This window comes from Flavobacterium gelatinilyticum (assembly GCF_027111295.1).
In the GTDB taxonomy this organism is placed as follows: Bacteria; Bacteroidota; Bacteroidia; order Flavobacteriales; family Flavobacteriaceae; genus Flavobacterium; species Flavobacterium gelatinilyticum.
The window spans coordinates 2,667,359-2,689,626 of record NZ_CP114287.1 but is presented as its reverse complement, the minus strand read 5'-3'; the positions used below and the strand labels follow the sequence as shown (position 1 = coordinate 2,689,626).

At 34.8% G+C, this 22,268-nt stretch carries 24 protein-coding genes; 22 read left to right on the top strand and 2 right to left on the bottom strand.

The window, feature by feature from the left end:
- Positions 1 to 79 precede the first annotated feature (79 nt).
- The 12 genes from gcvH to OZP11_RS11410 all read left to right on the top strand — a co-directional run bounded on the left by gcvH (position 80) and on the right by OZP11_RS11410 (position 9,086).
- Positions 80 to 460 carry a glycine cleavage system protein GcvH gene (gene gcvH, locus OZP11_RS11465; RefSeq protein WP_281235336.1) on the top strand — a complete coding sequence of 127 codons (381 nt, stop codon included), beginning with the start codon at positions 80 to 82 and terminating at the stop codon, positions 458 to 460.
- Positions 453 to 836, top strand: coding sequence for a VanZ family protein (locus OZP11_RS11460; protein WP_281235335.1), 384 nt, complete (start codon positions 453 to 455; stop codon positions 834 to 836). Before gcvH ends, OZP11_RS11460 begins: the two co-directional genes overlap by 8 nt.
- A gap of 112 nt (positions 837 to 948) precedes the next feature.
- Positions 949 to 1,692, top strand: a complete 744-nt coding sequence (deoC, locus tag OZP11_RS11455) for a deoxyribose-phosphate aldolase (protein ID WP_281235334.1) — start codon at positions 949 to 951, stop codon at positions 1,690 to 1,692.
- An 18-nt stretch (positions 1,693 to 1,710) separates the two neighbouring features.
- Positions 1,711 to 3,819: an energy transducer TonB gene (locus OZP11_RS11450; protein ID WP_281235333.1), complete on the top strand. Its 2,109-nt coding sequence runs from the start codon at positions 1,711 to 1,713 to the stop codon at positions 3,817 to 3,819.
- A gap of 158 nt (positions 3,820 to 3,977) precedes the next feature.
- Positions 3,978 to 4,880, top strand: coding sequence for a heme o synthase (gene cyoE, locus OZP11_RS11445; RefSeq protein WP_281235332.1), 903 nt, complete (start codon positions 3,978 to 3,980; stop codon positions 4,878 to 4,880).
- A 2-nt stretch (positions 4,881 to 4,882) separates the two neighbouring features.
- Positions 4,883 to 5,470, top strand: a complete 588-nt coding sequence (locus tag OZP11_RS11440) for a cytochrome c oxidase subunit 3 (protein WP_281235331.1) — start codon at positions 4,883 to 4,885, stop codon at positions 5,468 to 5,470.
- Between the two features lie 42 nt (positions 5,471 to 5,512).
- On the top strand, positions 5,513 to 6,499 hold the full coding sequence (locus tag OZP11_RS11435) for a cytochrome c oxidase subunit 3 (protein ID WP_281235330.1): 987 nt from the start codon (positions 5,513 to 5,515) through the stop codon (positions 6,497 to 6,499).
- 18 nt (positions 6,500 to 6,517) lie between these two features.
- Positions 6,518 to 6,868 (top strand): cytochrome C oxidase subunit IV family protein, encoded by a 351-nt coding sequence (locus tag OZP11_RS11430; protein WP_281235329.1) that lies wholly within the window; start codon positions 6,518 to 6,520, stop codon positions 6,866 to 6,868.
- A 78-nt stretch (positions 6,869 to 6,946) separates the two neighbouring features.
- Entirely contained in the window at positions 6,947 to 7,588 is a 642-nt protein-coding gene (locus OZP11_RS11425) for a hypothetical protein (protein WP_281235328.1), read from the top strand.
- 11 nt (positions 7,589 to 7,599) lie between these two features.
- Positions 7,600 to 8,289, top strand: coding sequence for an SCO family protein (locus OZP11_RS11420; RefSeq protein ID WP_281235327.1), 690 nt, complete (start codon positions 7,600 to 7,602; stop codon positions 8,287 to 8,289).
- 1 nt (position 8,290) lies between these two features.
- Positions 8,291 to 8,833: a DUF420 domain-containing protein gene (locus OZP11_RS11415; protein WP_281235326.1), complete on the top strand. Its 543-nt coding sequence runs from the start codon at positions 8,291 to 8,293 to the stop codon at positions 8,831 to 8,833.
- Complete coding sequence (locus OZP11_RS11410) at positions 8,823 to 9,086, top strand: hypothetical protein (protein WP_281235325.1); 264 nt, start codon at positions 8,823 to 8,825, stop codon at positions 9,084 to 9,086. Before OZP11_RS11415 ends, OZP11_RS11410 begins: the two co-directional genes overlap by 11 nt.
- Here the strand turns inward: OZP11_RS11410 and OZP11_RS11405 are convergent, their stop codons facing one another.
- On the bottom strand, positions 9,087 to 10,829 hold the full coding sequence (locus OZP11_RS11405) for an O-antigen ligase family protein (protein ID WP_281235324.1): 1,743 nt from the start codon (positions 10,827 to 10,829) through the stop codon (positions 9,087 to 9,089).
- 105 nt (positions 10,830 to 10,934) lie between these two features.
- On the opposite strand from OZP11_RS11405, the gene OZP11_RS11400 reads away from it, so the two are divergent.
- Genes OZP11_RS11400 through OZP11_RS11370 form a run of 7 tightly spaced genes read left to right on the top strand, consistent with a single transcriptional unit; the run spans position 10,935 to position 17,388 of the window.
- Positions 10,935 to 12,464 carry a transglutaminase-like domain-containing protein gene (locus OZP11_RS11400; RefSeq protein ID WP_281235323.1) on the top strand — a complete coding sequence of 510 codons (1,530 nt, stop codon included), beginning with the start codon at positions 10,935 to 10,937 and terminating at the stop codon, positions 12,462 to 12,464.
- A 34-nt stretch (positions 12,465 to 12,498) separates the two neighbouring features.
- Positions 12,499 to 13,161, top strand: coding sequence for a hypothetical protein (locus tag OZP11_RS11395; protein WP_281235322.1), 663 nt, complete (start codon positions 12,499 to 12,501; stop codon positions 13,159 to 13,161).
- A 27-nt stretch (positions 13,162 to 13,188) separates the two neighbouring features.
- Positions 13,189 to 14,649, top strand: a complete 1,461-nt coding sequence (locus OZP11_RS11390) for a T9SS type A sorting domain-containing protein (protein ID WP_281235321.1) — start codon at positions 13,189 to 13,191, stop codon at positions 14,647 to 14,649.
- Between the two features lie 3 nt (positions 14,650 to 14,652).
- Complete coding sequence (locus tag OZP11_RS11385) at positions 14,653 to 16,053, top strand: hypothetical protein (RefSeq protein ID WP_281235320.1); 1,401 nt, start codon at positions 14,653 to 14,655, stop codon at positions 16,051 to 16,053.
- Positions 16,054 to 16,055: 2 nt separating this feature from the next.
- Positions 16,056 to 16,481, top strand: coding sequence for a hypothetical protein (locus OZP11_RS11380; protein WP_281235319.1), 426 nt, complete (start codon positions 16,056 to 16,058; stop codon positions 16,479 to 16,481).
- 9 nt (positions 16,482 to 16,490) lie between these two features.
- Positions 16,491 to 16,901, top strand: a complete 411-nt coding sequence (locus OZP11_RS11375) for a hypothetical protein (RefSeq protein WP_281235318.1) — start codon at positions 16,491 to 16,493, stop codon at positions 16,899 to 16,901.
- Positions 16,902 to 16,959: 58 nt separating this feature from the next.
- Complete coding sequence (locus OZP11_RS11370; protein WP_281235317.1) at positions 16,960 to 17,388, top strand: hypothetical protein; 429 nt, start codon at positions 16,960 to 16,962, stop codon at positions 17,386 to 17,388.
- An 86-nt stretch (positions 17,389 to 17,474) separates the two neighbouring features.
- Here the strand turns inward: OZP11_RS11370 and OZP11_RS11365 are convergent, their stop codons facing one another.
- Positions 17,475 to 18,881, bottom strand: a complete 1,407-nt coding sequence (locus tag OZP11_RS11365) for a DUF4403 family protein (RefSeq protein ID WP_281235316.1) — start codon at positions 18,879 to 18,881, stop codon at positions 17,475 to 17,477.
- A 177-nt stretch (positions 18,882 to 19,058) separates the two neighbouring features.
- On the opposite strand from OZP11_RS11365, the gene OZP11_RS11360 reads away from it, so the two are divergent.
- From OZP11_RS11360 to OZP11_RS11350, 3 genes are read left to right on the top strand one after another with little or no spacing between them, the layout of a single operon-like run.
- The gene (locus OZP11_RS11360) at positions 19,059 to 19,760 is read left to right on the top strand and encodes an ABC transporter ATP-binding protein (protein WP_281235315.1); all 702 of its coding nucleotides are present in this window, start codon (positions 19,059 to 19,061) and stop codon (positions 19,758 to 19,760) included.
- On the top strand, positions 19,753 to 20,997 hold the full coding sequence (locus OZP11_RS11355; protein ID WP_281235314.1) for an ABC transporter permease: 1,245 nt from the start codon (positions 19,753 to 19,755) through the stop codon (positions 20,995 to 20,997). Before OZP11_RS11360 ends, OZP11_RS11355 begins: the two co-directional genes overlap by 8 nt.
- A gap of 2 nt (positions 20,998 to 20,999) precedes the next feature.
- Positions 21,000 to 22,265 carry an ABC transporter permease gene (locus OZP11_RS11350; RefSeq protein WP_281235313.1) on the top strand — a complete coding sequence of 422 codons (1,266 nt, stop codon included), beginning with the start codon at positions 21,000 to 21,002 and terminating at the stop codon, positions 22,263 to 22,265.
- Positions 22,266 to 22,268 lie beyond the last annotated feature (3 nt).

Here is a 22,268-nt window from a genome sequence, read left to right as displayed (position 1 = left end):
TTTCTAAACAGGAATTTATTAGAAGATCATTACATTTGTGACATAATTACTAAATTATCAATTTTTCAAACATACAATTATGAGCATACCAGCAAATTTAAAGTACACAAAAGATCACGAATGGGTTAGCATCGAAGGCGATGTTGCAACTGTAGGAATTACTCATTTTGCACAAAAAGAGTTAGGGGATATCGTGTATGTTGAGGTAGAAACTTTAGATCAGACACTTGCTAAAGATGAGGTTTTTGGAACAGTTGAAGCTGTAAAAACAGTTTCGGATTTATTCTTGCCTTTAAGCGGCGAAATCATTGCTTTTAATGAAGATTTAGAAAGCGCTCCTGAGACAGTAAACTCTGATCCTTATGGAGATGGATGGATGATCAAAGTTAAAATTTCTGATGCATCAGAAATCGATTCATTATTGTCTGACGAAGCTTATAAACAACTTATCGGTGCCTAAACAATTACTGTTAATCTGGGCAATAGTCTGCTCAGGAATCATTGCTTATTTTTGTTTAATGGATTCAGGCAATATTCCGGTAGTTAATTTCCCGAGCATTGATAAAATTGTACACTTCTGTTTTCATTTCGGTTTTACGATTTCCTGGATTTTGTTCTTCAAAAAAGAACTGAAAGGCAGAGATGCAAATGAGTATAAAGCCTATTTGGTTTCGTTTATATTTTCTGTTTTTTTTGGAATAACAATCGAAATCCTGCAGGGTGTTTTTACGGTAACCAGAGCTTCAGATGTATCAGATGTTTTGGCAAATGCATTAGGGGCAGTCGCGGCCGTTTTCTCAGCCATAGCCTTTAAAAAGCAGATCGATAAAATATAGGAATATAATTACCCACTTCGGTGGGTTTTTTATTGCCGAAAAATCAAGCTTTTAAAACAGTATTTTTTGTGAATTTAAATGTATTTTTGCCCTTATTTTTAACTGCAAAACAATGAATATTAAGCAATATTTAGATTCTACGTATTTAAAAACTGCTTCTCAGGCCGGAATTTCGGAAGAGGAAAACAGTCTTGTAGTTAAAAATGCCATTCAGGAAGCTATTGACGAAGAGTTTAAACTCATCATGATAAGACCTGAATATGTATCATTAGCTAAAGAAATGATTGTAAATGCCAATTCGGCTCTGCTTGTGGGTACGGTGATCGATTTTCCGGAAGGAACGTCATCTATAGAAACCAAAATTAAAGAAGCAAACGAAGCGGTTGAAAACGGTGCAGACGATTTGGATTTTGTCTGTAACTACGAAGCTTTTAAGAATGGCGATATTTCATTAGTAAAAGAAGAAATTTTAATTGGCACCCAGATAGGACTTGCCAATAATAAAACAGTAAAATGGATTATCGAAGCAGCGGCTTTAAGCGACAAAGAAATTATTCAGCTTTCTGCTTTAATAAAAAATGTAGTCATTTCAAATTTTAAAGAAGATGACTATACCTCGGTTTTTGTGAAATCATCTACAGGATTTTATCAAACAGAAAATAATCTGCCAAACGGTGCAACGGTTCACTCTATAATTATAATGTTAGAAAATGCATCACCTCTGTCTGTAAAAGCGGCCGGCGGCGTAAGGTCTTATGAAGATGCTGTTGAAATGATCAGTTTAGGAGTAAAACGTATCGGAACTTCTGCAGCGAAAACAATTGCTGACGGGAAAAATACCTCAAATCAATATTAAATAAAAGTCTCAATTTACGTGAATAAGTTTTTTTTATCAATTGCTATTATTTTACCTCTATTTGTTTTTAGTCAGGCAAATATAAAGCCCGGTTTTGCATCGGAACAGTTTCCGGTTTTTCCTAAATGTGAAAACCTTCAGGCAAAAGAACTTGAAAAATGTTTTTACAGAGAAGTTCAGGATTTTGTTTATAATACTTTTGAAGTTCCGGCAGATCTGAAACAGAATAATTATAAAGGTGAAGTAAGGGTGCTTTTTGAAGTTGATGCAAATGGCGAGTTTAAGGTTATTTATGTAAATGCAATAAATGATGAACTGGCAGAAGAAGCAAAACGTACTTTTTCTAAATTTCCTAAAATAAAACCGTCAACCTATAACGGAAGACCAACTTATTCTAAGTATACAATTGTAATAGATATTCCTTTAAAAAATGCCGGTCAGATTGAAGCAGAAGCTTTGGCGGCTGCTGAAATTTTACAGCCAGTCGAAAAACCAATGACAGAACTGGACAGCATTGTATATAAAAAATACAACATGCCGGAATTTGAAAGTCATTTAAATATCCCGTTTTCTCACAGCTACTACGCGCAGTTTGACGGAGCAATGAATCAGGTTGGAAGTAATAATCACACCGCTTCTAAGCCATATACGTATGCAGAGGTTTCGAAGTATTACAATTTAAAAGCTGTAAATCAGTCGCTGCAAAAAAATGTTTCAAGCTGGCTGGGAAGAAAATGGTGGAATGAAAATATGGTGCAGATCCAGGGAGAAGATTACTGGCTGGCTTTAAATCCAATCGTAGATCTTCAAATGGGAAAAGCCTCAGACCTTGATGCGTCATATTCGTATGTAAATACGCGTGCACTGAATTTTAGAGGAGGTTTAGGAAAGCAAATTAACTTTACGACTACCGTTTTTGAAAGTCAGGGGAGATTTGCAGGATATTATAACAGTTATGCCGAAACCCTAAAACCTTCGGGAGGAAATCCTGCGATTATTCCGGGAATGGGAATTGCAAAACGATTCAAGACAGATGCCTATGATTTTCCTTTGGCAGAAGCAAATATCACGTTTGCGCCGGGAAAAATATTTGATTTTCAATTGGGCTACGGTAGAAATTTTATTGGAGACGGATACCGTTCGTTGTTAGAAAGTGACGGAGCAAGCCCATATCCGTATTTCAAAATCAATACTAACTTCTGGAAGATAAAATACACCAACACTTATATGTGGCTGAAAGATGTTCGTCCTGACGTTACGATTGAAAGAACCTATGCGACTAAATTCATGGCTAATCATTATTTGAGCTGGAACGTTTCGAATAAATTAAATTTAGGATTTTTTGAATCTGTAGTCTGGACAGATACAAACAACAGAGGTTTTGATATTAATTTTGTAAATCCAATTATTTTTTACCGTTCAGTTGAATTTTCATCTTCGTCAAGAAGCGGAAATGCTCTTTTGGGAGCTACAGCTAAATACAAATGGAACAACAGTCTGAATTTCTACGGTCAGTTTTTGCTGGATGAGTTTTCAGTAAGCGATATGGGAGCAGGGGAGAAGAGCTGGAAAAATAAATTTGGGTATCAGTTAGGAGCAAAATACTATAATGCTTTTAAGGTTAAAGACTTATTGCTGCAATTAGAATACAATCACGTTCGTCCGTATGTGTATTCACACAGTGCTGTAATTACGAATTACGGACATAATAATCAAAGCATCGGCCATCAGTGGGGCGGGAATTTTAACGAATTGGTCGCAATTGGCCGTTACCATAAAGGACGTCTTTTTGCAGATGCTAAATTTACAATGGGAACAAGAGGACTTGACTTTGACACTGCAGAAGATAGTTATAATTACGGAGGCAACATCTATAAAAGCTACGATGAAAACCGCCCTTATGATAAAGGAGTAAAAGTGGGTCAGGGAAATAAAACCAGTGTTTTTATTGCAGACATTCAGGGAGGATATTTGATTAATCCGATGACGAATTTAAAACTCTTTGGAAATTTTATTTACAGAAACTTTGATCCGGCTCAGGAAACTGCGGCAACATTCAAACAAAGCTCTACCTGGTTTACCATCGGATTACGTTCTGATATCTTTAACTGGTATTTTGATTACTAGGATTTTTAATAAGATTTTTCGAAATAATAGTGTTAAAGATTAGCAAGTTCTTATTCTGTAAAGGGTTTATTGGAAAAAATCTAATTTTAGAGGTTTAGATTCTACAATCTAATTTGTACATTTGCAGCACTCAAAAAAAAATCACAAAGACTACGGTATTGAACGCAGCAAAAAATACATTTTCAATAAAATCAATATTTCTGGATTTCAAGGAGATTACAAAAGCTGGTTTGGCTATTAGTGTTTTGTTCTCCTCAATAGCCGGATATTTATTAGGAGTGAATGATGAACATCCTTTTAAATGGAGTGTTCTGATTGTTTTGGCAATTGGCGGTTATTGTATGGTTGGAGCTTCCAATGCTTTTAATCAGGTAATCGAAAAAGATATCGATTCGTTAATGGACCGAACTAAAAATCGTCCGGTCGCTTCTGGCAGAATGTCAAAAATTACGGCATTACTGGTTGCCAGTCTTCTTACTATTACAGGTATTGCATTGTTGTACACGATCAACGCCAAGTCGGCGATGTTTGCAGCGATTTCAATTTTCTTATATACCAGTATTTATACACCATTAAAAACGGTAACTCCATTATCAGTTTTTGTGGGTGCCTTTCCCGGAGCTATTCCGTTTATGTTAGGCTGGGTAGCAGCCACTGGTGAATTTGGCATTGAAGCCGGAACCTTATTTCTAATTCAGTTTTTCTGGCAGTTTCCTCATTTTTGGTCCATTGGTTGGTTTTTGTTTGATGATTATGCGAAAGCAGGTATTTTTATGCTGCCAACCGGAGATAAAGACAGAAAAACGGCTTTGCAGATTATTTTGTATACCATTTGGCTAATCATAGCATCATTACTGCCTGTTTTAGGGTATACAGGACAGTTGTTTATTTCGCCAATTGCGGCAGTTTTGGTATTTTTATTAGGAATATGGATGTTGTTTTATGCTGTTCGGCTGTATAAGCTGCGAACTGCAAAAGCGGCACGAACATTAATGTTGGTTAGTGTGTCGTATATTTCTTTATTGCAGATAGTATTTATAGTAGACAAATTTTTAAGATAGTTATGGAAATGACATTAACAACAAGCGAAGAGCAGGTAAGAAAGTCAAAATCAGCAAAATTGATTTTGTTATTTGCAATGGTTAGTATGACCATGATGTTTGCAGGACTTGCCAGTGCATTTGTGGTAAGTAAATCAAGAGCAGACTGGCTGCAGAATTTTCAAATACCAAGTGCGTTTTATTTCAGCACAGCAGTAATTATTGCCTGCAGCGTTACTTTTTACTTAGCCAAAAAAGCAATTTCAAACGGAAACAGAAATGCAACAACCGCTTTTCTTCTGGCAACATTAGCTTTAGGAATCTTATTTATAGTACTGCAATTTGCAGGATTTGGTCAGATTATCGAAGGCGGTTATTATATGACAGGACAAGGCAGCTCTATTACTACAACATTTTTGTATGTAATTGCGGTTATGCACTTGCTGCACCTTGCGGGCGGGATAATTTCACTTTTAATTATAATTTATAATCATTTTAAACAAAAATACAATCCGACTCAAACTCTTGGAATAGAACTAGGTGCGATGTATTGGCACTTTTTAGACCTATTGTGGGTATTATTATTTTTATTTTTATATTTCTTTAAATAAGAAAAAAACGTAAATTTGGGAACTTTTTAACGAATATCTTTTATGGAAGCGACAGTAACTACTGCAAATAACGACGAAAAAACTTGGGGAGGCGGTCATGAAATCCAGCCATTAGGAGCAAGTTATGGTAAAATGATGATGTGGTTTTTTATCGTATCAGATGCCTTAACATTCTCTGGATTCTTAGGTGCTTATGGTTTTTCTAGATTTAAATTTATCGAAACCTGGCCATTGGCTGATGAAGTGTTTACTCACTTTCCTTTTATGCATGGTGTTTCGGCTCCTATGTATTATGTAGCCTTAATGACTTTTATTTTGATCTTTTCTTCTGTAACAATGGTTTTGGCTGTTGATGCAGGACACCAATTAAAAAAGTCAAAAGTTGCTGTTTACATGTTCTTAACTATTATTGGAGGTTTAATTTTCGTTGGCTCTCAGGCATGGGAGTGGAAAAACTTCATTAAAGGTGAGTACGGTGCAGTAGAGACAGTAGGAGGAAGCTTACTGCAGTTTGTTGATAAAGACGGTAAAAGAGTAGCACTTGCTGATTTTGCACAAAAATTACCGGAACAAAGAGAAGCTTTAACAAGAAGCAAAACATCTTGGTTCATGGAAGATGCTGCGGCACTGCCAACTTATTCAGTAGCTGAAATTCAGGCCGGTTTTAAAGCACATCCTGATTTATTAATCAGAACAGAAAAGCTTACTGCAGAAAAGAAAAAAACAGTTTTAACAAGAGCAGAATCTGAAGCTCATTTAGCTGATGCAAAATACGTTGTAGAAGGTGCAAACCTTATTAGAAATGAATACGGTAATAAATTATTTGCTGATTTCTTTTTCTTTATCACAGGATTCCACGGATTCCACGTATTTTCCGGAGTTATCATCAACATCATTATTTTCTTTAATGTATTGTTAGGAACTTACGAGAAAAGAAGAAGCTACGAAATGGTTGAGAAAGTTGGTTTATACTGGCACTTCGTAGATTTAGTTTGGGTATTTGTATTTACAGTTTTCTACCTAGTTTAATTTTTAGATTTATTTATTATGTCACACGAGCACGTATCAAATACAAAAAGAATCTGGTTTGTTTTTGGATTACTATCACTAGTAACTACAGTAGAAGTTATCTTAGGTATCTATAAACCAAAATCATTAGAGTTTACACACTTTATCGGTTTAAATTTATTAAACTGGATATTTTATATCTTAACAATATTCAAAGCTTACTATATTGTATGGGCATTTATGCACATGGAAGGTGAGAAAAGCAGCTTTAGATGGTCTGTTGTTTCACCGGTTATTTTCCTAGTTTTATATTTATTGTTCATCTTGTTAACAGAAGGACATTATATTTATGGGGTTTTTAAAGATTCTATCATTAAATGGAATTTTTAACATGATATTAATTCGAAAAAAAGCTCCGGTTAACGGAGCTTTTTTTATTTTTGTACCTCAATAATTTCCGTTAATACAATGAAAAAAAATATAGTTCTCTTTGTACTTTTTGTTTTGCCTATTGTAGCTTATTTATTTTTTGCTTCTGGTGTAAATAGTTTTACAACACTTCCTGTAATAACACCTAAAGTTGCTGATTTTGGCAATTGGAATTCATTAAACGGAAAAAAGATTTCTCTTGATAAAAAAATTTCAGTCCTGGGTTTTTCCGGTTCTAATATTTTAGAAAACAGGGGTAATTATTTTAATCTGAATGAAAAAATCTATAAACGTTATAATGGTTTTGAAGATCTTCAGTTTGTAGTTTTATGTCCGCTTGGAACAGAAAAAGAAGCACAAAAAATTGTGGATGCCCTTTCTCCTTTCACCGATGTTAAAAACTGGAATTTTGTATTTGCTTCAAAAGAAGAAATCCAAAAATTTTATGACGGACTGCATTTAAAAGAAAAACTGAATCAAAACCTTGGAACTTCTCACGTTTATATCATCGATAAAGACCGCAGTCTAAGAGGAAGAAAAGACGCTAAAGAATATAAAGAAGGCTATGATACTTTTCATCCGTCTGAACTAAGCAATGAAATGCTGGACGATTTTAAGATCATTTTATACGAATATCGTGCAGCCTTAAAGAAAAATCACAACGCCACTAAACAACTTTAAAATTACTTTTCATGTTTAAAAATAAATCTTATATAGGGATTTCGTTTATTATTTTGATTTTCGGAATTTACGCGGTGCCTAAAATTGTCGAAAGGGTTAAAAATGGTGATGTAGTAAAAGGCAATCGTCTCGATAACGTAGATTCTAAAAGCGCAAAATCAGGTGCTAAATTATTAACGATAGGTCCGGCTCCAAAATTTGAACTGACCAATCAGGATAATGCTAAGATTTCGAACGAAACGTACAAGGGAAAAGTATATGTTTTAGAGTTCTTTTTTACAACCTGCCCTTCAATTTGTCCGAAGATGAATATGAGCATGCTGGAAATTGAAAAAACATTTTTTGGCAATCCTAATTTCGGAATCGTTTCCATTACGATCGATCCGGCACACGATACACCGCAGGTTTTAAAAGATCATGCAAAACTGCTGGGAGTAAAATCAGCAACATGGAATTTCTTAACCGGTGATAAAGCCACTATCATGGATTTATCTAACAAAGGATTTAATCTTTATGCCGGAGAAAATGAAAAAGTAAGCGGCGGTTTTGAGCATTCGGGACTATTTGCTTTAATTGATAAAGAAGGAAATATCCGCTGCAGAAAAGATGAATTTGGCAATCCGGCCATTTACTATGACGGATTAGATAAAAAAGGAGTTAGAGATATTCAGCAAGACATAAAAATACTATTAGAAGAATAAAATGGAAGATCATTCATTAGAAAAAAAATACAATAAATTTATTATTGCCGTTTCGATTGTTATACCGGTAGTTGTGGCAATTTTATTCGGAATCAAATTAAAAGATTTCGGAATCAACGTTGAGCCTCTTTCATTTCTGCCGCCTATTTACGCTACTACAAATGGTATTACGGCAATTGTTTTAGTCTGGGCAGTTATTGCCGTAAAAAATGGAAAACTTAAGTTGCACGAACGATTAATGACTTTTGCAATTGCATTGTCAGTTGCCTTTTTAGTTATGTATGTGGCGTATCATATGACATCAGATTCGACTAAATTTGGAGGTGAAGGAGCCATTCGTTATGTTTACTTTTTTATATTATTAACACATATTTTGCTGTCTATTGCCATTATTCCACTAGTGTTAATTACCTATGTAAGAGCATTGGCCCAAAGATTTGACAGACATAAAAAAATAGCTAAAATTACCTTTCCGCTTTGGTTATACGTTGCGGTAACGGGAGTTGTAGTTTACTTAATGATTTCTCCGTATTATGTATACTAAAAATAAAATACAAAAGTCAAATTCTAAGATTAAAAGATTAATTCTTGGAATTTGTATTTTCCTAATTGGAATTTCGGCAAATGCCCAGTGCGCCATGTGCCGTGCAGCACTTTCCGGAGATTCTAATGTTAAAAAAGCAGAAGCGGTAAACGACGGAATTGTTTTCCTGATGATAATCCCGTATTTACTCGTAGCAATTATAGGATTTCTTATCTATAAGATGTATAAATCCAAACAACAAAAGGCAGAATAATTATTCTGCCTTTTGTTGTTTAGTAATGTAGGATCTCGCCTCTTTTTTAAATGTGCCAATTTTGTCAGACGGAATCTTAATGGGAAGATCAATTATTTTTTTAGCGGTTTCTATTGCTTTCTTTTTTTGATTTGTTCTGACATATAATTGAAATAGATCGACGCGGGGCTCAAATCTAAAAGGTTCTGCATTTATATTATAGATGTATATTTTTTCAGCGTTCGAAAATTGATTTTGTTTTTCGTAAATGCCGGCCAGAATTTTGCCTAAACTTGGCTTGCCTGAACATTCAAACCCTTTTTCTAAATAGAAAGTTCCTTCCTTAGTATGTTTGTTTTTTAATAGAATTACTCCAGCCATAAAAAACTGCTCTCCATTTGCATCTATTTTTGAAATATAGTTTTCAATTGTTTTAAAACTGGTAAAAGACACTTTTTGCTCATACAGTTTCAATAATTTATATTCTGCATTTATCCTAAAAAGCAGTACCGCAAAAAAAGAAATCGCAAAAGTTATGTTTAGAATTTGTGTAAACTTGTAATTATTAAATATATAGATAGGTTTGTTCTTGATTGTATTGATGATTATTACAGAGAAACAGCAGCCTAAAACAATAAATAGCGGTACAGACAAAACACTATTTGTAAAAGCAAAAATAATGAGACAAAGAAGCATAGTAGTGCATGACTTTATTTCTGAGGTTTGAATTGAAAAATAAAACAACATGAAAATAATTAAAGTAAAAACGAAGATCCAAATTAATCCAAATTCAAAAGTCAATTCTAGAAAATCATTATTAGCATTGTAGATATAGCTGGCATTCTTTATCTCCTGCCACGATCTTTCGCTTTCAAAATATTGTGCCTTTGCTGTATTGTACTTCAGGGCAAATGAATCAAAACCATGTCCGGTTAGTAATTTATCTTTAACTTCTTCTAAAACTCTCTCTGTAATAAAAACTCTCCCTGAAGTTGATTCTGATTTTAGGGCAGCTGTATTGAAAAATAGAAAAAAGAATCCACATAAAAACAATAAAAGAGGAACCATAATTTTCCATCTAATAAAGCGAACACTATTTTTGGATTTGTAAAAATCATAAAATAATGCAGCCCCTAAACCTAAACAAGCTCCCCTGCATTTTGATAAATATAAACCATAGAGAGAAATCAGAAAACAAAGAATACATAGGGTTTTAATATAGCCTTTGTACTTTTTAATTAGCTCTATTGAACTTAAGCATCCAAGTGCCATAAAAAGCCCCAGCTGATTAGGTGAATAAAAAAGCGCGGTACTTAGAAAATGTTCATTTTTAGATAAGAGCAGATGATTTTCCTGCAAAACAGCAATACTGCCATTTACAATTGCTGTGACGGCTATAAAATGATGCAGAAAACTTTGGCTTTTTCGAATTATTTCATCTGTGTTTAAACTTCTTCTTAAGATTACATAAACAAGCAGATAACCAAAGAAGTACCATAGTTTTAAATTGAAAACTGCAGCTTTTGATAGAAAAATCAGATTCCAAAATGTTATGCAAGTCAGAATCAGCATAAGAATATCAAAAATGTTTAAAGATAACTTAGTGTTTGATTCTTTATAAAGAAACAGTACAGTACCTCCAATAACAGCAATTAACCAATAAATATATTTTTGATTTAAAAAGGGAAGTGAAGTGCATTCGCATTTAGCAAATAAAAATGCCAATGTAAATGTTAAAAAAATGATGATTCTGTGAATTTTCATTAGTAGAGTCTAAAATCTATTTTTTAATATTTTGCAAAATTAACAATTATTTATTTTTTTTCTTACGTTTTTGTTATAAGATTGTAAAGTAAAACTTATAAAATAATGATTAAGTACTTTGTTTTTTCTATTTGCTTGTCTTTTTCTGCTGTTTTTTCGCAATCGATTTCGCATTCAAATTTGTCAAAGGAGCGTTTAGAGAGGGTTGTGTACAAGCATTATCAATTTGACACCGAAAAAAAAGAAGCCGCGAAATTTCTAATTTCTAATATGGATATTCATTATGGCAGAAATTATAACTGGATAGACAGGGACAATAACAAGATTTATTTTAACGAATTGGATTACCCAAATCCTGAAGAAGCGATAAATGCTTTTTTAAAATTGCAGGACAGCATTAAGCTAACTCCAAAACTATATGATGTAAAAGATCTGGATGTTGTAACTCCGGAATTATTAATTAAAAATATTGATCTGGCTTTTAAGGCTTGGAAAAGTAATACGTGGTCAAGTTCGTATGATTTTAAAACATTTTGCGAATATATACTTCCTTACAGAAGTTTAACTGAACCTCTTGAAGACTGGCGTGATGAATACGTGCAATTAGTATCTCAGGCAGTGTTTACGGCCAATAAGAACGAACCGGTTGATGCAGCGACAAAGACCATTTTAGAATTAAAAAATTTCCGTTTTTTAGGGAGTCGTCCGGATCCCATTCCTTACCTAAGCCCGCAACAATTACTTTTTAGAAGGGAAGGAGATTGCAGCGACCTGGCAAATTTAACTTTACTGGCATGCAGATCAATTGGACTGGCTGTGACTTTTGACTTTACGCCGTTTTATGGAGCATCTTCAAAAAGACATTTTTGGGATACAATTATTGATGAAAACGGTAAACACATTCCGTTTAACGGAAACTGTTTTGGTAATCCGCAAGGACTCCCATACGCATACAATGCCACCGAAAAACGGCTGGCCAAAGTTTTTAGGAAAACCTATTCTATTCAGCAAAATACTTTAGCAGTTTTAAAAGACAGTTTATTTATACCTGCTGGATTTTTAAGAGAAAAAAATCTTATAGATGTGACATCAGAGTATGTTCCCACGGGAAAAATAATGTATCCATTTGCCGCGGAAAACAAAGAAACTATTGGCTTTATCAATGTTTTTAATCTCGGAAAATGGAATACTACCGATTGGGGAAAGAGGTCTGAAAATAACATGGAGTATGAGAATTTAGGAACCAACATTGTGTATCTGCCCAGTTTGTACAATAATGTTTCAAAAAAAATGAATTACGCTCCCTATCCAGTACTTCTGGACAGCAGTAAAAAACAACAGATACTCAAGCCGGATTACAGCAGAACTTTTTCTTATAACATATCCAGAGACATAACTAAAAAAGAACCGGGACTCGATTTTAATTCTTTCGAAGTATTTGAGAATGAAATGTTCACTCTCTATGTGTGGGATAAAGGCTGGAAAAAACTGGAAGAATCAAAAGCAGAAAGAGATCATATAAAATTTTCCAGAATTCCTGATAACGGACTGTTTGTGGCTCTTTGTTCAAAAAGTAATGGTTATGAGCGCATATTTAGAATTAATTCACAAACCAGACAAATCGAATGGTATTAGCGGTTCATAATATAATTATCCAAAAAATAAAAACATGAAAAAACAACTATTTCCGGTCATCATGATCTCGCTTTTTGCATTGAATCTACAGTCTCAAAACAATAAAGAACTAAATAATGGAAGTGAAACAGGGGCTAAAGACCGATTTTATAAAAGCGCAGAGAAAGCCGGTTTAACAGAAGCAAAAACGAATGAGTTATTAAAAATAATAGAAGAGAGAAACAAAGTATTAAAAGATTTAGATACAAGAAAGAAGCAGGCAGATGCACCATACAGCATTCAGGATCCCGGATCGCTTTACAATTTTAAGATTAATAATGCCCGAAATTATTATGCCCAAAAAATTAATAGTTCGCTGACCTATAAAGAGTACAGTGAATTTGCTGTAGACGATTATAAAAATGAAGCCATACAAAATGTAAAAACAGAATATGAGCCGATTATTAATAACAACAGCAGTCTGCCCGAAAGTCAGAAAGAAAAACTATATGCCTTGCTCTACCAATACCACTTAAATCATTTACTGACAACAGCATACTACAGTTTTGATAAAACAGTTCAAAAACCAAAATTAGGAATCTTGCGATTTAGGTTCGAAAAAGAGTTTAAAAAACTAAGTACAGAATATAATCTGAAAACCACTGAAGCGGCAAGCAAAAATGCAAACGGTTTTGAGTGGAATGAAAACAAAAAATAAACTAATTAATAACCAAAAAATGAAATAATGAAGAGGATATTTACCCTTGTTTTCCTGCTCGCAGTACTGGGAGCAGGAGCTCAGTCTAATTGTGAACAGAGTATGCAGCAAGTAAAAAAGCTTTTAGACAGCAAACAGTTTTACAAAGATTACAGCACCTTGTTCCATGATATATTGCCCTGTGCAGAAGCAGGGAACAGCGGTGCTCAAAACTATATAGGACTTATGTATAGTTATGGTCTTGGAATAGAGAAGAACGAATCTATAGGATTTAATTATGTCGAAAAGTCGGCACTAAACGGTGAGCCGGCAGGACAAAGTAATTTAGGCAATTTTTATCGTAAGGGGACAGGCTGTACGATAGACATGAAAAAAGCAGTAGAATGGTATACAAAAGCAGCTGATAAAAATCACGATCGTGCCAGTTACGGTCTCGGGTATATGTATCTTAAAGGTCTTGGTGTAACGCAGGATTATGATAAGGCTGTTGAGTGGTTTAAAAAGAGTAATTACGGCATGGCAAAACACTGGCTGGGAGTCTGCTATTATTTAGGTTACGGTGTACCACAGGATACAGAAAAAGCTTTAGAATATCTATACGGAAACAATACACCAAACAGCGTAGCTTTTTTGCAGAACGTAAAAACAGAAAAACGGGATCAGGTTTTAAATCTGGCAGAAAAAGCTATTAGCGAAGCAGGCAATGGAGATAAAAAAATTGAGGCTGAATTAATTGCTGAAAGCAGAGAAAGCCTGATAAGAGATGAAGCCGAAGATCAAAAACTGAATGCTGGAAATATTTTAGGAGAATGGACAGGCCGCTTTATAGAATACGACTGGTCCGGAAAAACGCCATTGCGTATTCTGCCTTTAGAAATAGTTTTTAGTAAAAATAAACGAGGAGATTTGAGCACACGAATACATTTCGAAAACAAAACTTTTGAAAACACCGCACTGCTAAAAAACAACACTCTTATTGTATCCGGCTTTACATTTAAACTCGATCAGTTATATCCGCATGACTTTAAAAATGACCGGCTCACGTACGAAGTTTTAGGAATGAATATAAGTTCCAAAATCTACAATAATACGCCTTATTTACTTATAGATGTTGATAGTTATATTGATTATTGGCGTGAACCCGGAACACCAATAACGCTGGTTTTAAGACCCAAAAACGATGCTGTTTCTGCAGAGGATGAAGCCTTGTTTTTGGCACTCGCCGCACAAAAAACAGAGTTTATAAAAGTATTCCCTGTACCATTTAATGAACAGCTTTATGTCGCATTCGATTTAAAAGAGCCGGCAAAAGTACAGTTGCAACTTATAAGTGTAACAACAGGGCAGACACAAAAAGTAGCTGCTGCAAGTCTGGAAGCAGGAAATCAGTCGTTTACTGTAGACACAGCTAATCTGCCAAAAGGCTTTTATGTGGTACAGGTACACGAAAACGACAAATTACATTCGAGAACGATAATAAAACAATAAGATATGAGCGAAATTTTTAAACAAAGAAATACTTTCTTCCTGTTACTTATGTTGCTGTTTTTGGGAAGTAAAGTAACGGCACAAGGTAATGAAAATGACGGTGGTGGTTTTAACTGGGACGGAATGAATGACCTCGACAATGTAGATATTTATGCAGGAGCAGGAGATAATGATTCCTGGGATTATCCTTCGCTGTACTGGGATCATGACCCTCCCAATTATATTGGTGTTGATGACAATTATTCCGACTTTGGTTCGGGAGGATCTACCAGTGGGCAGACAAACAATAACGCAAACCAAGATCCAAGCACAGACAAAGAGAAACAAACTGTATCGAAGGTTGAATTAACCAAAAAAGTAAAACCCGGTGAAACCCACACTCAAGAAGTTAAGGTGTTAAGGGACCCTAATACCAGTACCGAGAAAAAAGTAGTAGATCTCATTATTAATGGGGAAAAGGTAGGTACTGTTACTTTTGATAAACCTATAAGGGATTCAAACGGGGTAGATATTTATTCCAGAATGACTGTCGAGCTTCTGCCGACCTGTCCCGTAGCCATTACGAGCATTACCTTTGACAACCCCGAAACCTCAAAATACGATGATACCAAACAAAGTAAAGATGGCAATCTTGAAAAAGTTGCAGGAGATTTGAGTTTGTATAAAGATTTAGGGATTGTGGAATTTAATACTCACATAAACAAAGAAGAAGATGTTGTTATTATTGGAAGTACTGTTGCAGCAACTGACTCTTCAACAAATAAAAAAGATCCTTGTGTAGTTGCAAAAGAATTGACAACTATAGCAGCAAGCCCAACTTATAAAAAAGCCATAAACGATATTAAAAAAGCGGCTATTGATAACTTCGAACACAGCATTACTTTAGGAATAACAAATGCGCAGATAACTGCAGCTCCTATTGTACACGGTGGCAGAAGTGTTTATGTAACTACCAATTGGCCCGGAGCTTTTACAGTCCTGCACAACCATCCTAATGATACACCGCCATCAGGTGGAGACATATATGCAATTGCCCGACTCAAAAAAAACAATAGTAATTTTGACAGCTGTTTTGCAATTACAGGAGACGGAACGTATGCATTAGCCATAACAGATTTAGCAGCTGCACAGGAGTTTTCTGCAAAATATATGGCAAATAGAGGCCCAGACGATAATAAAGAGTATCCTGGATTTATGATTAGTGAAATGTTAAGTGTATGGAATGATATGCATTCATACACTATGGAATCACAAGCAAAAGCAAAGGCTTTCGTAGTAAATAAATATAATGGTGGAGTTACTTTTTTTAAACAGAAAAGTGATGGACTTTTTTACCCTCTACTTACAAAACAAACAACTCTTCCGAACGGATCTAAAATGTATAACCCAATTCCTTGTATCTAAAAATGAAAAATATATATAAACTTTTGACACTAGTGTTTTTATACTTTTTACAATATAATTGTTATTCACAGCAATTAGTACTCAAAACAAGCGATGTTCACAAATTGGCAGAAAACAAAGAACAATTTATCAATCAACCATTGAAAAAATTATTAAACGAAATTAAACCAGAAATTAAAACAGCTAATCCACTCAATAGTGAATTAAGTTTTGTTTTTGGTTTTAGATGGACAACTTTAACTCAACAAAGAAAAAGAGAAGGCTCAATTACAGATCGTGTAACCTTATTAGTATATGTCAAGCAGTTTATTCAATGGAACTGGAATGAAAGACCTATTGGAAACGAAATAGCCTGGACCCAGCAAGATTCTTATAAATATGGCGATCTCACTGTAATCGACATTGAAGTCATATTGCCAAAAGATTAAAAGAATGATATGAAAATCATTTTGAAAATTTATGCATTACTATTCGCAGTACAAATAGGGTATTCTCAACAATTAGTACAAACTACTGCTGATGTTTATAAATTGGAAAAAAATCAAGCAGTATTTGTCAATAAACCCTTAAAAGATTTATTAAAAGAAATAAAGCCTCAAATCCAAACCGTTATTGGGATTAATGATTATCCTGGTTATTTTAATTTTCGATTCACTACGTTAGAGCAGCAAAGATTCAGACAAGGTTCAGCTCAAGATCGGGTATCACTGTATGTTACAATTAAAGAACAGTTTAACTGGACTTGGGAAGAACGACCAAAAGGGAAAGAAATTATTTGGACAAACGAAGATGCTGTAAAGTACGGAAATCTAACCGTTGTGAAGATTGAAGTTGTTACAAAAAAATAAATCAAGAATCCTGAATTTCATTACGATGAAATTCAGGATTTAAAATCAAAACAAATCAATGAAAAATATTTTAAAATTTACAATACTATTCTGTTTTCTAATTCATAGTGATACTTATGCACAGCAAATGGTACAAAACATAAATGATCTTTATAAACTAAAAGAGAACGAACAGTTATTTATCAATAGGCCTTTAAAAAATCTACTTCAGGAAATTAAACCCGAAATAAAAACAGGCAGTGTTATTAATGAAAAACACAGTTTTATGTTTTGTTTTAGGTTCACCACTATAGAGCAGCAAAAGAAAAACGAAGGAAATAGTACAGAACGTATCTCTCTTTTGGTGCAGGTTAGTGAACATATTCCCTGGTATTGGGCGTTGAGACCTAAAAATAAAGAGATAATTTGGACTCACAAAGACAGTTATGAATATGGTGATATGATAATTACCCATATTGATATTACTGCTGTCAATGAAGAAGTCTAAAAAGCTGTTTTTTCAGAAATTAAAAAGACCATCATTTGATGGTCTTTTTTCTGCTGCATTATTAAATAAAAAATTGAAAAGCTTGATTATTTCAATCCGTTTACCGAGACATTTACTGTTCCGTTTATTTTGATAAAAGCGATAATTGCCTGATTGGTCAATTGTATTTTATCAAACTGAATATCTTCCATTTTTCCGTTTACAAAAACACCCGGCATTGGCGAATAATTTTTAAGATACGCTGCCATGCTTTTTTTGCCTTCTTCTAAATTTGGCTGTATCGAATAACGGCAGTTTTCTTCCATTTTTCTTAAAATATATCCCTGCGCTAACCAGTTGGCTGTTCGCATCAATTTGCTTTTGGTATCTAAAACATAATCCAGTTTATCAAAATAAATTTCTTTTGTCTGCGGATTGTATTGCGGAAAACCATTTAAATACAACGTTCCGTTTATCGATCCCAAAACATCAAGGGCAATTACCATTTTGCCGTCTCTGTGCCAGATCGAAACGTTTTTTACCGTTACTTTTTTACTTCCTGATCCAAATTCCTGACCGGCAAAATTCTGGGTCATTATTTTTGAAGCATCAACATAACTTGAAATCGCCGCAATATTGGCAGAAATCTGATTTGGGATTTTGGTTACCGGTTTTAAAACAATTTTATTAGCGTTGAATTTCGATTCCGGTTTTTTGCCAACAATCGTTTCCATGTTGCATTTCATTCCCATTTCCATCAAAAAAGAATCATTTTTCAGCTTGGCATTGGTAGAGTAAATTTCAACAGGAACAATTCGCAGCCAGCTTTCGTAGGTATCGCTCATTTGAAACGGCGTACAGATTTTTTCCAGAGCAGCCAAAACATTCGGTTTAAAATCCATTGATTTTTCGATGGCGTCATCAATTGTACTTTCCAGTTTCGATTTAAAAATAGAAATCGCAGGATTAATCAAATACGTAATCGGCATATTTTTTCCAAAAACCGTCATCGTTGGACTTTCATTCCAGTTTAAGGATTTAAAATCGGTTTTGGTGCTTAACTTCCAGTTTGACAGTGCGGTTTCGCTTGATAAAGTAATCACGCCGTTTAGATTAAATTCTCTGGTGTCATAAAGTTCAACGCCCAGTTTTTTAGTTCCAATCCGGTATTTTATGTTCGCTTTTAAAGGCAGTATTGTTTTTATTCTTTTATCCGGATTTGCCGGGTCATTTTGAATTTTTATAGGAGCCTGTTTCCAGATTTTTATTTCGATATCATCATCTTCAATATTCGTGTCCTCATAAATTAATCCGTTTAAAAGAGCATTCGTCTGCGATTGAATGTCATTGAGCTTCACCGTGATAGGTAAGTTAATAAAAGATGGGCTCGCGTCATAAACCAACGGACTGGCATCATCCGGTTCCGGCTTCAGCGTTTCTAATTTTTGAGTAGAGGAACAGCCCGCAAGAACTGCGATTAGGCCAAATAAAGCAATAGTTGAAGAAAACTTCATAGTTAATAATTTTTTAAAACGACACAAAATTAAGAAAACAATTAAATTATTCGGAAAAAGTGTAACATTTGATATTGTTCACCGTCTTATTTAAAAGGTGTAATAAAATTATTAACTTTTTATTATCATAAATTACTTATAAAATATAGTATCATTGTTTTAAAATTTAACAATACCATGATCGAAATCAAAGATTTACACAAATCCTATAAAATGGGAAGTTCAGAGCTGCATGTGTTAAAAGGAATAAATTTTAATATAGCCGAAGGAGAATTAGTAGCGATCATGGGATCATCTGGGTCAGGTAAATCAACCCTTCTTAATATTTTAGGAATTCTGGATGAAGCCGACTCAGGCAGTTATATTTTAGACAAAACGCCAATTAAAAAATTAAACGAAACTTTAGCTTCAAGATACCGCAACAAATTTTTAGGTTTCGTTTTTCAGTCTTTTAATTTAATAAACTATAAAACAGCGCTGGATAACGTTGCCATGCCTTTGTATTATCAGGGAATAAAAAGAAAAGAACGTTACGAAATCGCGATGAAATATCTGAAGAAAGTGGGATTAGGTTCACACTCTCATCATTTACCAAGCGAGCTTTCAGGAGGACAGAAACAGCGTGTAGCCATAGCAAGAGCCCTGGCATCGAACCCAAAGGTTCTGCTGGCAGATGAACCTACCGGAGCTTTGGATACCAAAACTTCTTATGAAGTGATGGAACTGATTCAGGGAATTAACGACGAGGGCAAAACGATTTTGATCGTAACGCACGAACCTGATATTGCTGCAATGTGCAAAAGAAATGTAGTCCTGAAAGACGGATTAATTATCGATGATAAAATGGTAGAACAAGTTAGAGCTTCATCTTATGTTTAATATCGAACGCTGGCAGGAAATATTTGAAGCCATTTCAAAAAACAAACTCAGAACCTTTTTGACAGGGGTTTCTGTAGCTTCGGGAATTTTTATTTTGGTGATTTTACTGGGGGCCGGGAAAGGACTTCAGAATGGTATCGAAAAACAATTCGAACGTGATGCGGCAGGAATTATCGAAGTCTGGTCCGGAACGACAACTAAAGAATACAAAGGACTGAATCCAGGAAGACAAATTCAGTTTAGAAACAGCGATTACAGTCAGTCGGTTCAGAAGTTTGAAGATAAATTAGACCTTAGGGCATCAACACAAAATTATTGGGGACAGCCATTCGCTTACGGAAAAGAATCAGGCAGTTATCAGTACCGTGGCGTTGATCCGGATTATGGCGGAATAGAAAACTTAACCATTGTTAAGGGGCGATTTGTGAATGCAAAAGATCTCGAAAGTAATGCAAAAGTGGCGGTTATTGGTATGAAATTAAAAACCGATTTACTTAAAGATAAAGAGGCAATAGGCGAAGAAATCTTAATTAACAATATCAGTTTTAAAGTAATCGGGGTTTTTACAGATCCGGGAGGAGAAAGAGAAGAAACCCGTGCTTACCTGCCATTGTCTACTGTACAGAAGACTTTTGGAGGCGGCGATAAAATAAGTAATTTGTTTTTTACCCTGAAAAAAACAGATAATTACGATGAAGCACTGGCACAATCTGAAAAGTTTACACAAGATTTAAAAGACTTATTAAAAAGCAAAAATATTGTGGCTCCCGAAGATGAAAGCGGTGTAAACGCTTATAATTCGGTAAAAGATGCCAAACAGTTTTACGATCTGAATTTATACATCCGATTGTTTTTTTGGTGGGTGGGTATTTGTACTATTATCGCCGGTGTAGTAGGGGTAAGTAACATCATGCTTATTATCGTAAAAGAAAGAACAAAAGAAATTGGAATTCGTAAAGCATTAGGTGCTTCTCCGTTTTCTATTATTTCGATGATATTGCACGAATCTATTTTTATTACCACAATTGCCGGATTTGTCGGTCTTTTGGGAAGTCTGTTATTATTGGAGTTCGTTGGGCCGATGGTTCAGAGTGAGTTTTTTAGAAATCCCGAAGTAGATTTTAGTGTAGCCTTAACAACACTGTTTTTACTGGTATTTGCCGGAGCGGCAGCAGGATTTTTTCCTGCTTACAGAGCAGCCAAAATTAAACCTATTGTAGCACTTAGAGACGAGTAATTATGTTTAGCAGAGATAATTGGGATGAAATTTTACAGGCTTTAACAGCCAACGTCTTTAGGACAATTCTAACCGCATTTGGGGTATTTTGGGGTATTTTTATTTTAGTAATACTGCTTGCTGCCGGAAATGGTCTGGAGAACGGAGTGAAAAAAGGGTTTGACGGAATTGCCACAAACACAATGTTTATGTGGAGCCAGACTACCTCTAAAGCTTATAAAGGACTGCCTAAAACACGTCGTTACGATTTTAGAAACAGTGATGTTGCTGCTTTAAAAGCGGCACTGCCTGATTTATTGTATGTATCGCCCCGAAATCAGTTAGGGGATTTTAACGGCACCAACAATGTAGTACGTGGTACAAAAACATCTTCTTTTACTATTTATGGGGATTATCCGGAACTGATAAAACAACAGCCAATGGATATCATAAAAGGAAGATTTATGAATCAGCAGGATATTAAGGAAAAAAGAAAAATTGCTGTAATTGGTAAAGGAGTCATCAGTGAACTTTATGGAAAAGAAGAAGAAGCTATTGGAACCTATATAAAAATCAACGGTATAAATTTTATGGTTGTTGGGATTTATAAATCCAAGCAGCAGGGCGGAAATGCAGAACAGGAACAAAAAAATATATTTATTCCTTTTACGACTTTTCAGCAGGCATTCAATTATGGTGATAAAGTAGGCTGGATGGCTATCACGGCAAAAGATGATAAATCGATCACCGAATTAAAACCGAAAATTCTGGAAATAATAAGAGCACTTCATTCGGTTCATCCTAATGACGAAAGAGCGGTAGGGAATTTTGATTTGTATGAACAGTTCAATAAAGTGCAGAGTTTGTTTAATATTTTGAAAGTTATTGCTTACTTCGTAGGAACATTAGTTTTGATTTCGGGAGTAATAGGTATTTCAAATATTATGCTCATTGTAGTTAAAGAACGTACCAAGGAAATAGGAATCAGGAGAGCTCTTGGAGCAACGCCGGCAGCTATTCGCGGACAAATTTTAACTGAATCAATATTTTTAACTATCGTTTCAGGAATGCTGGGTATTGCCGTCGCAACCGGAATTATTGCGCTTTTGAATATGGCTCTCGATTCGATGCCGCCGGGAAATGACACGATGTTTGCCAATCCAAGCGTCGATTTAGGAGTTGTATTTGTGGCCTTAATAATATTAGTAGGATCCGGTTTGCTGGCAGGATTTATTCCGGCACAAACTGCAATAAACGTGAAGCCTGTAGATGCTTTGCGAACAGAATAAAAT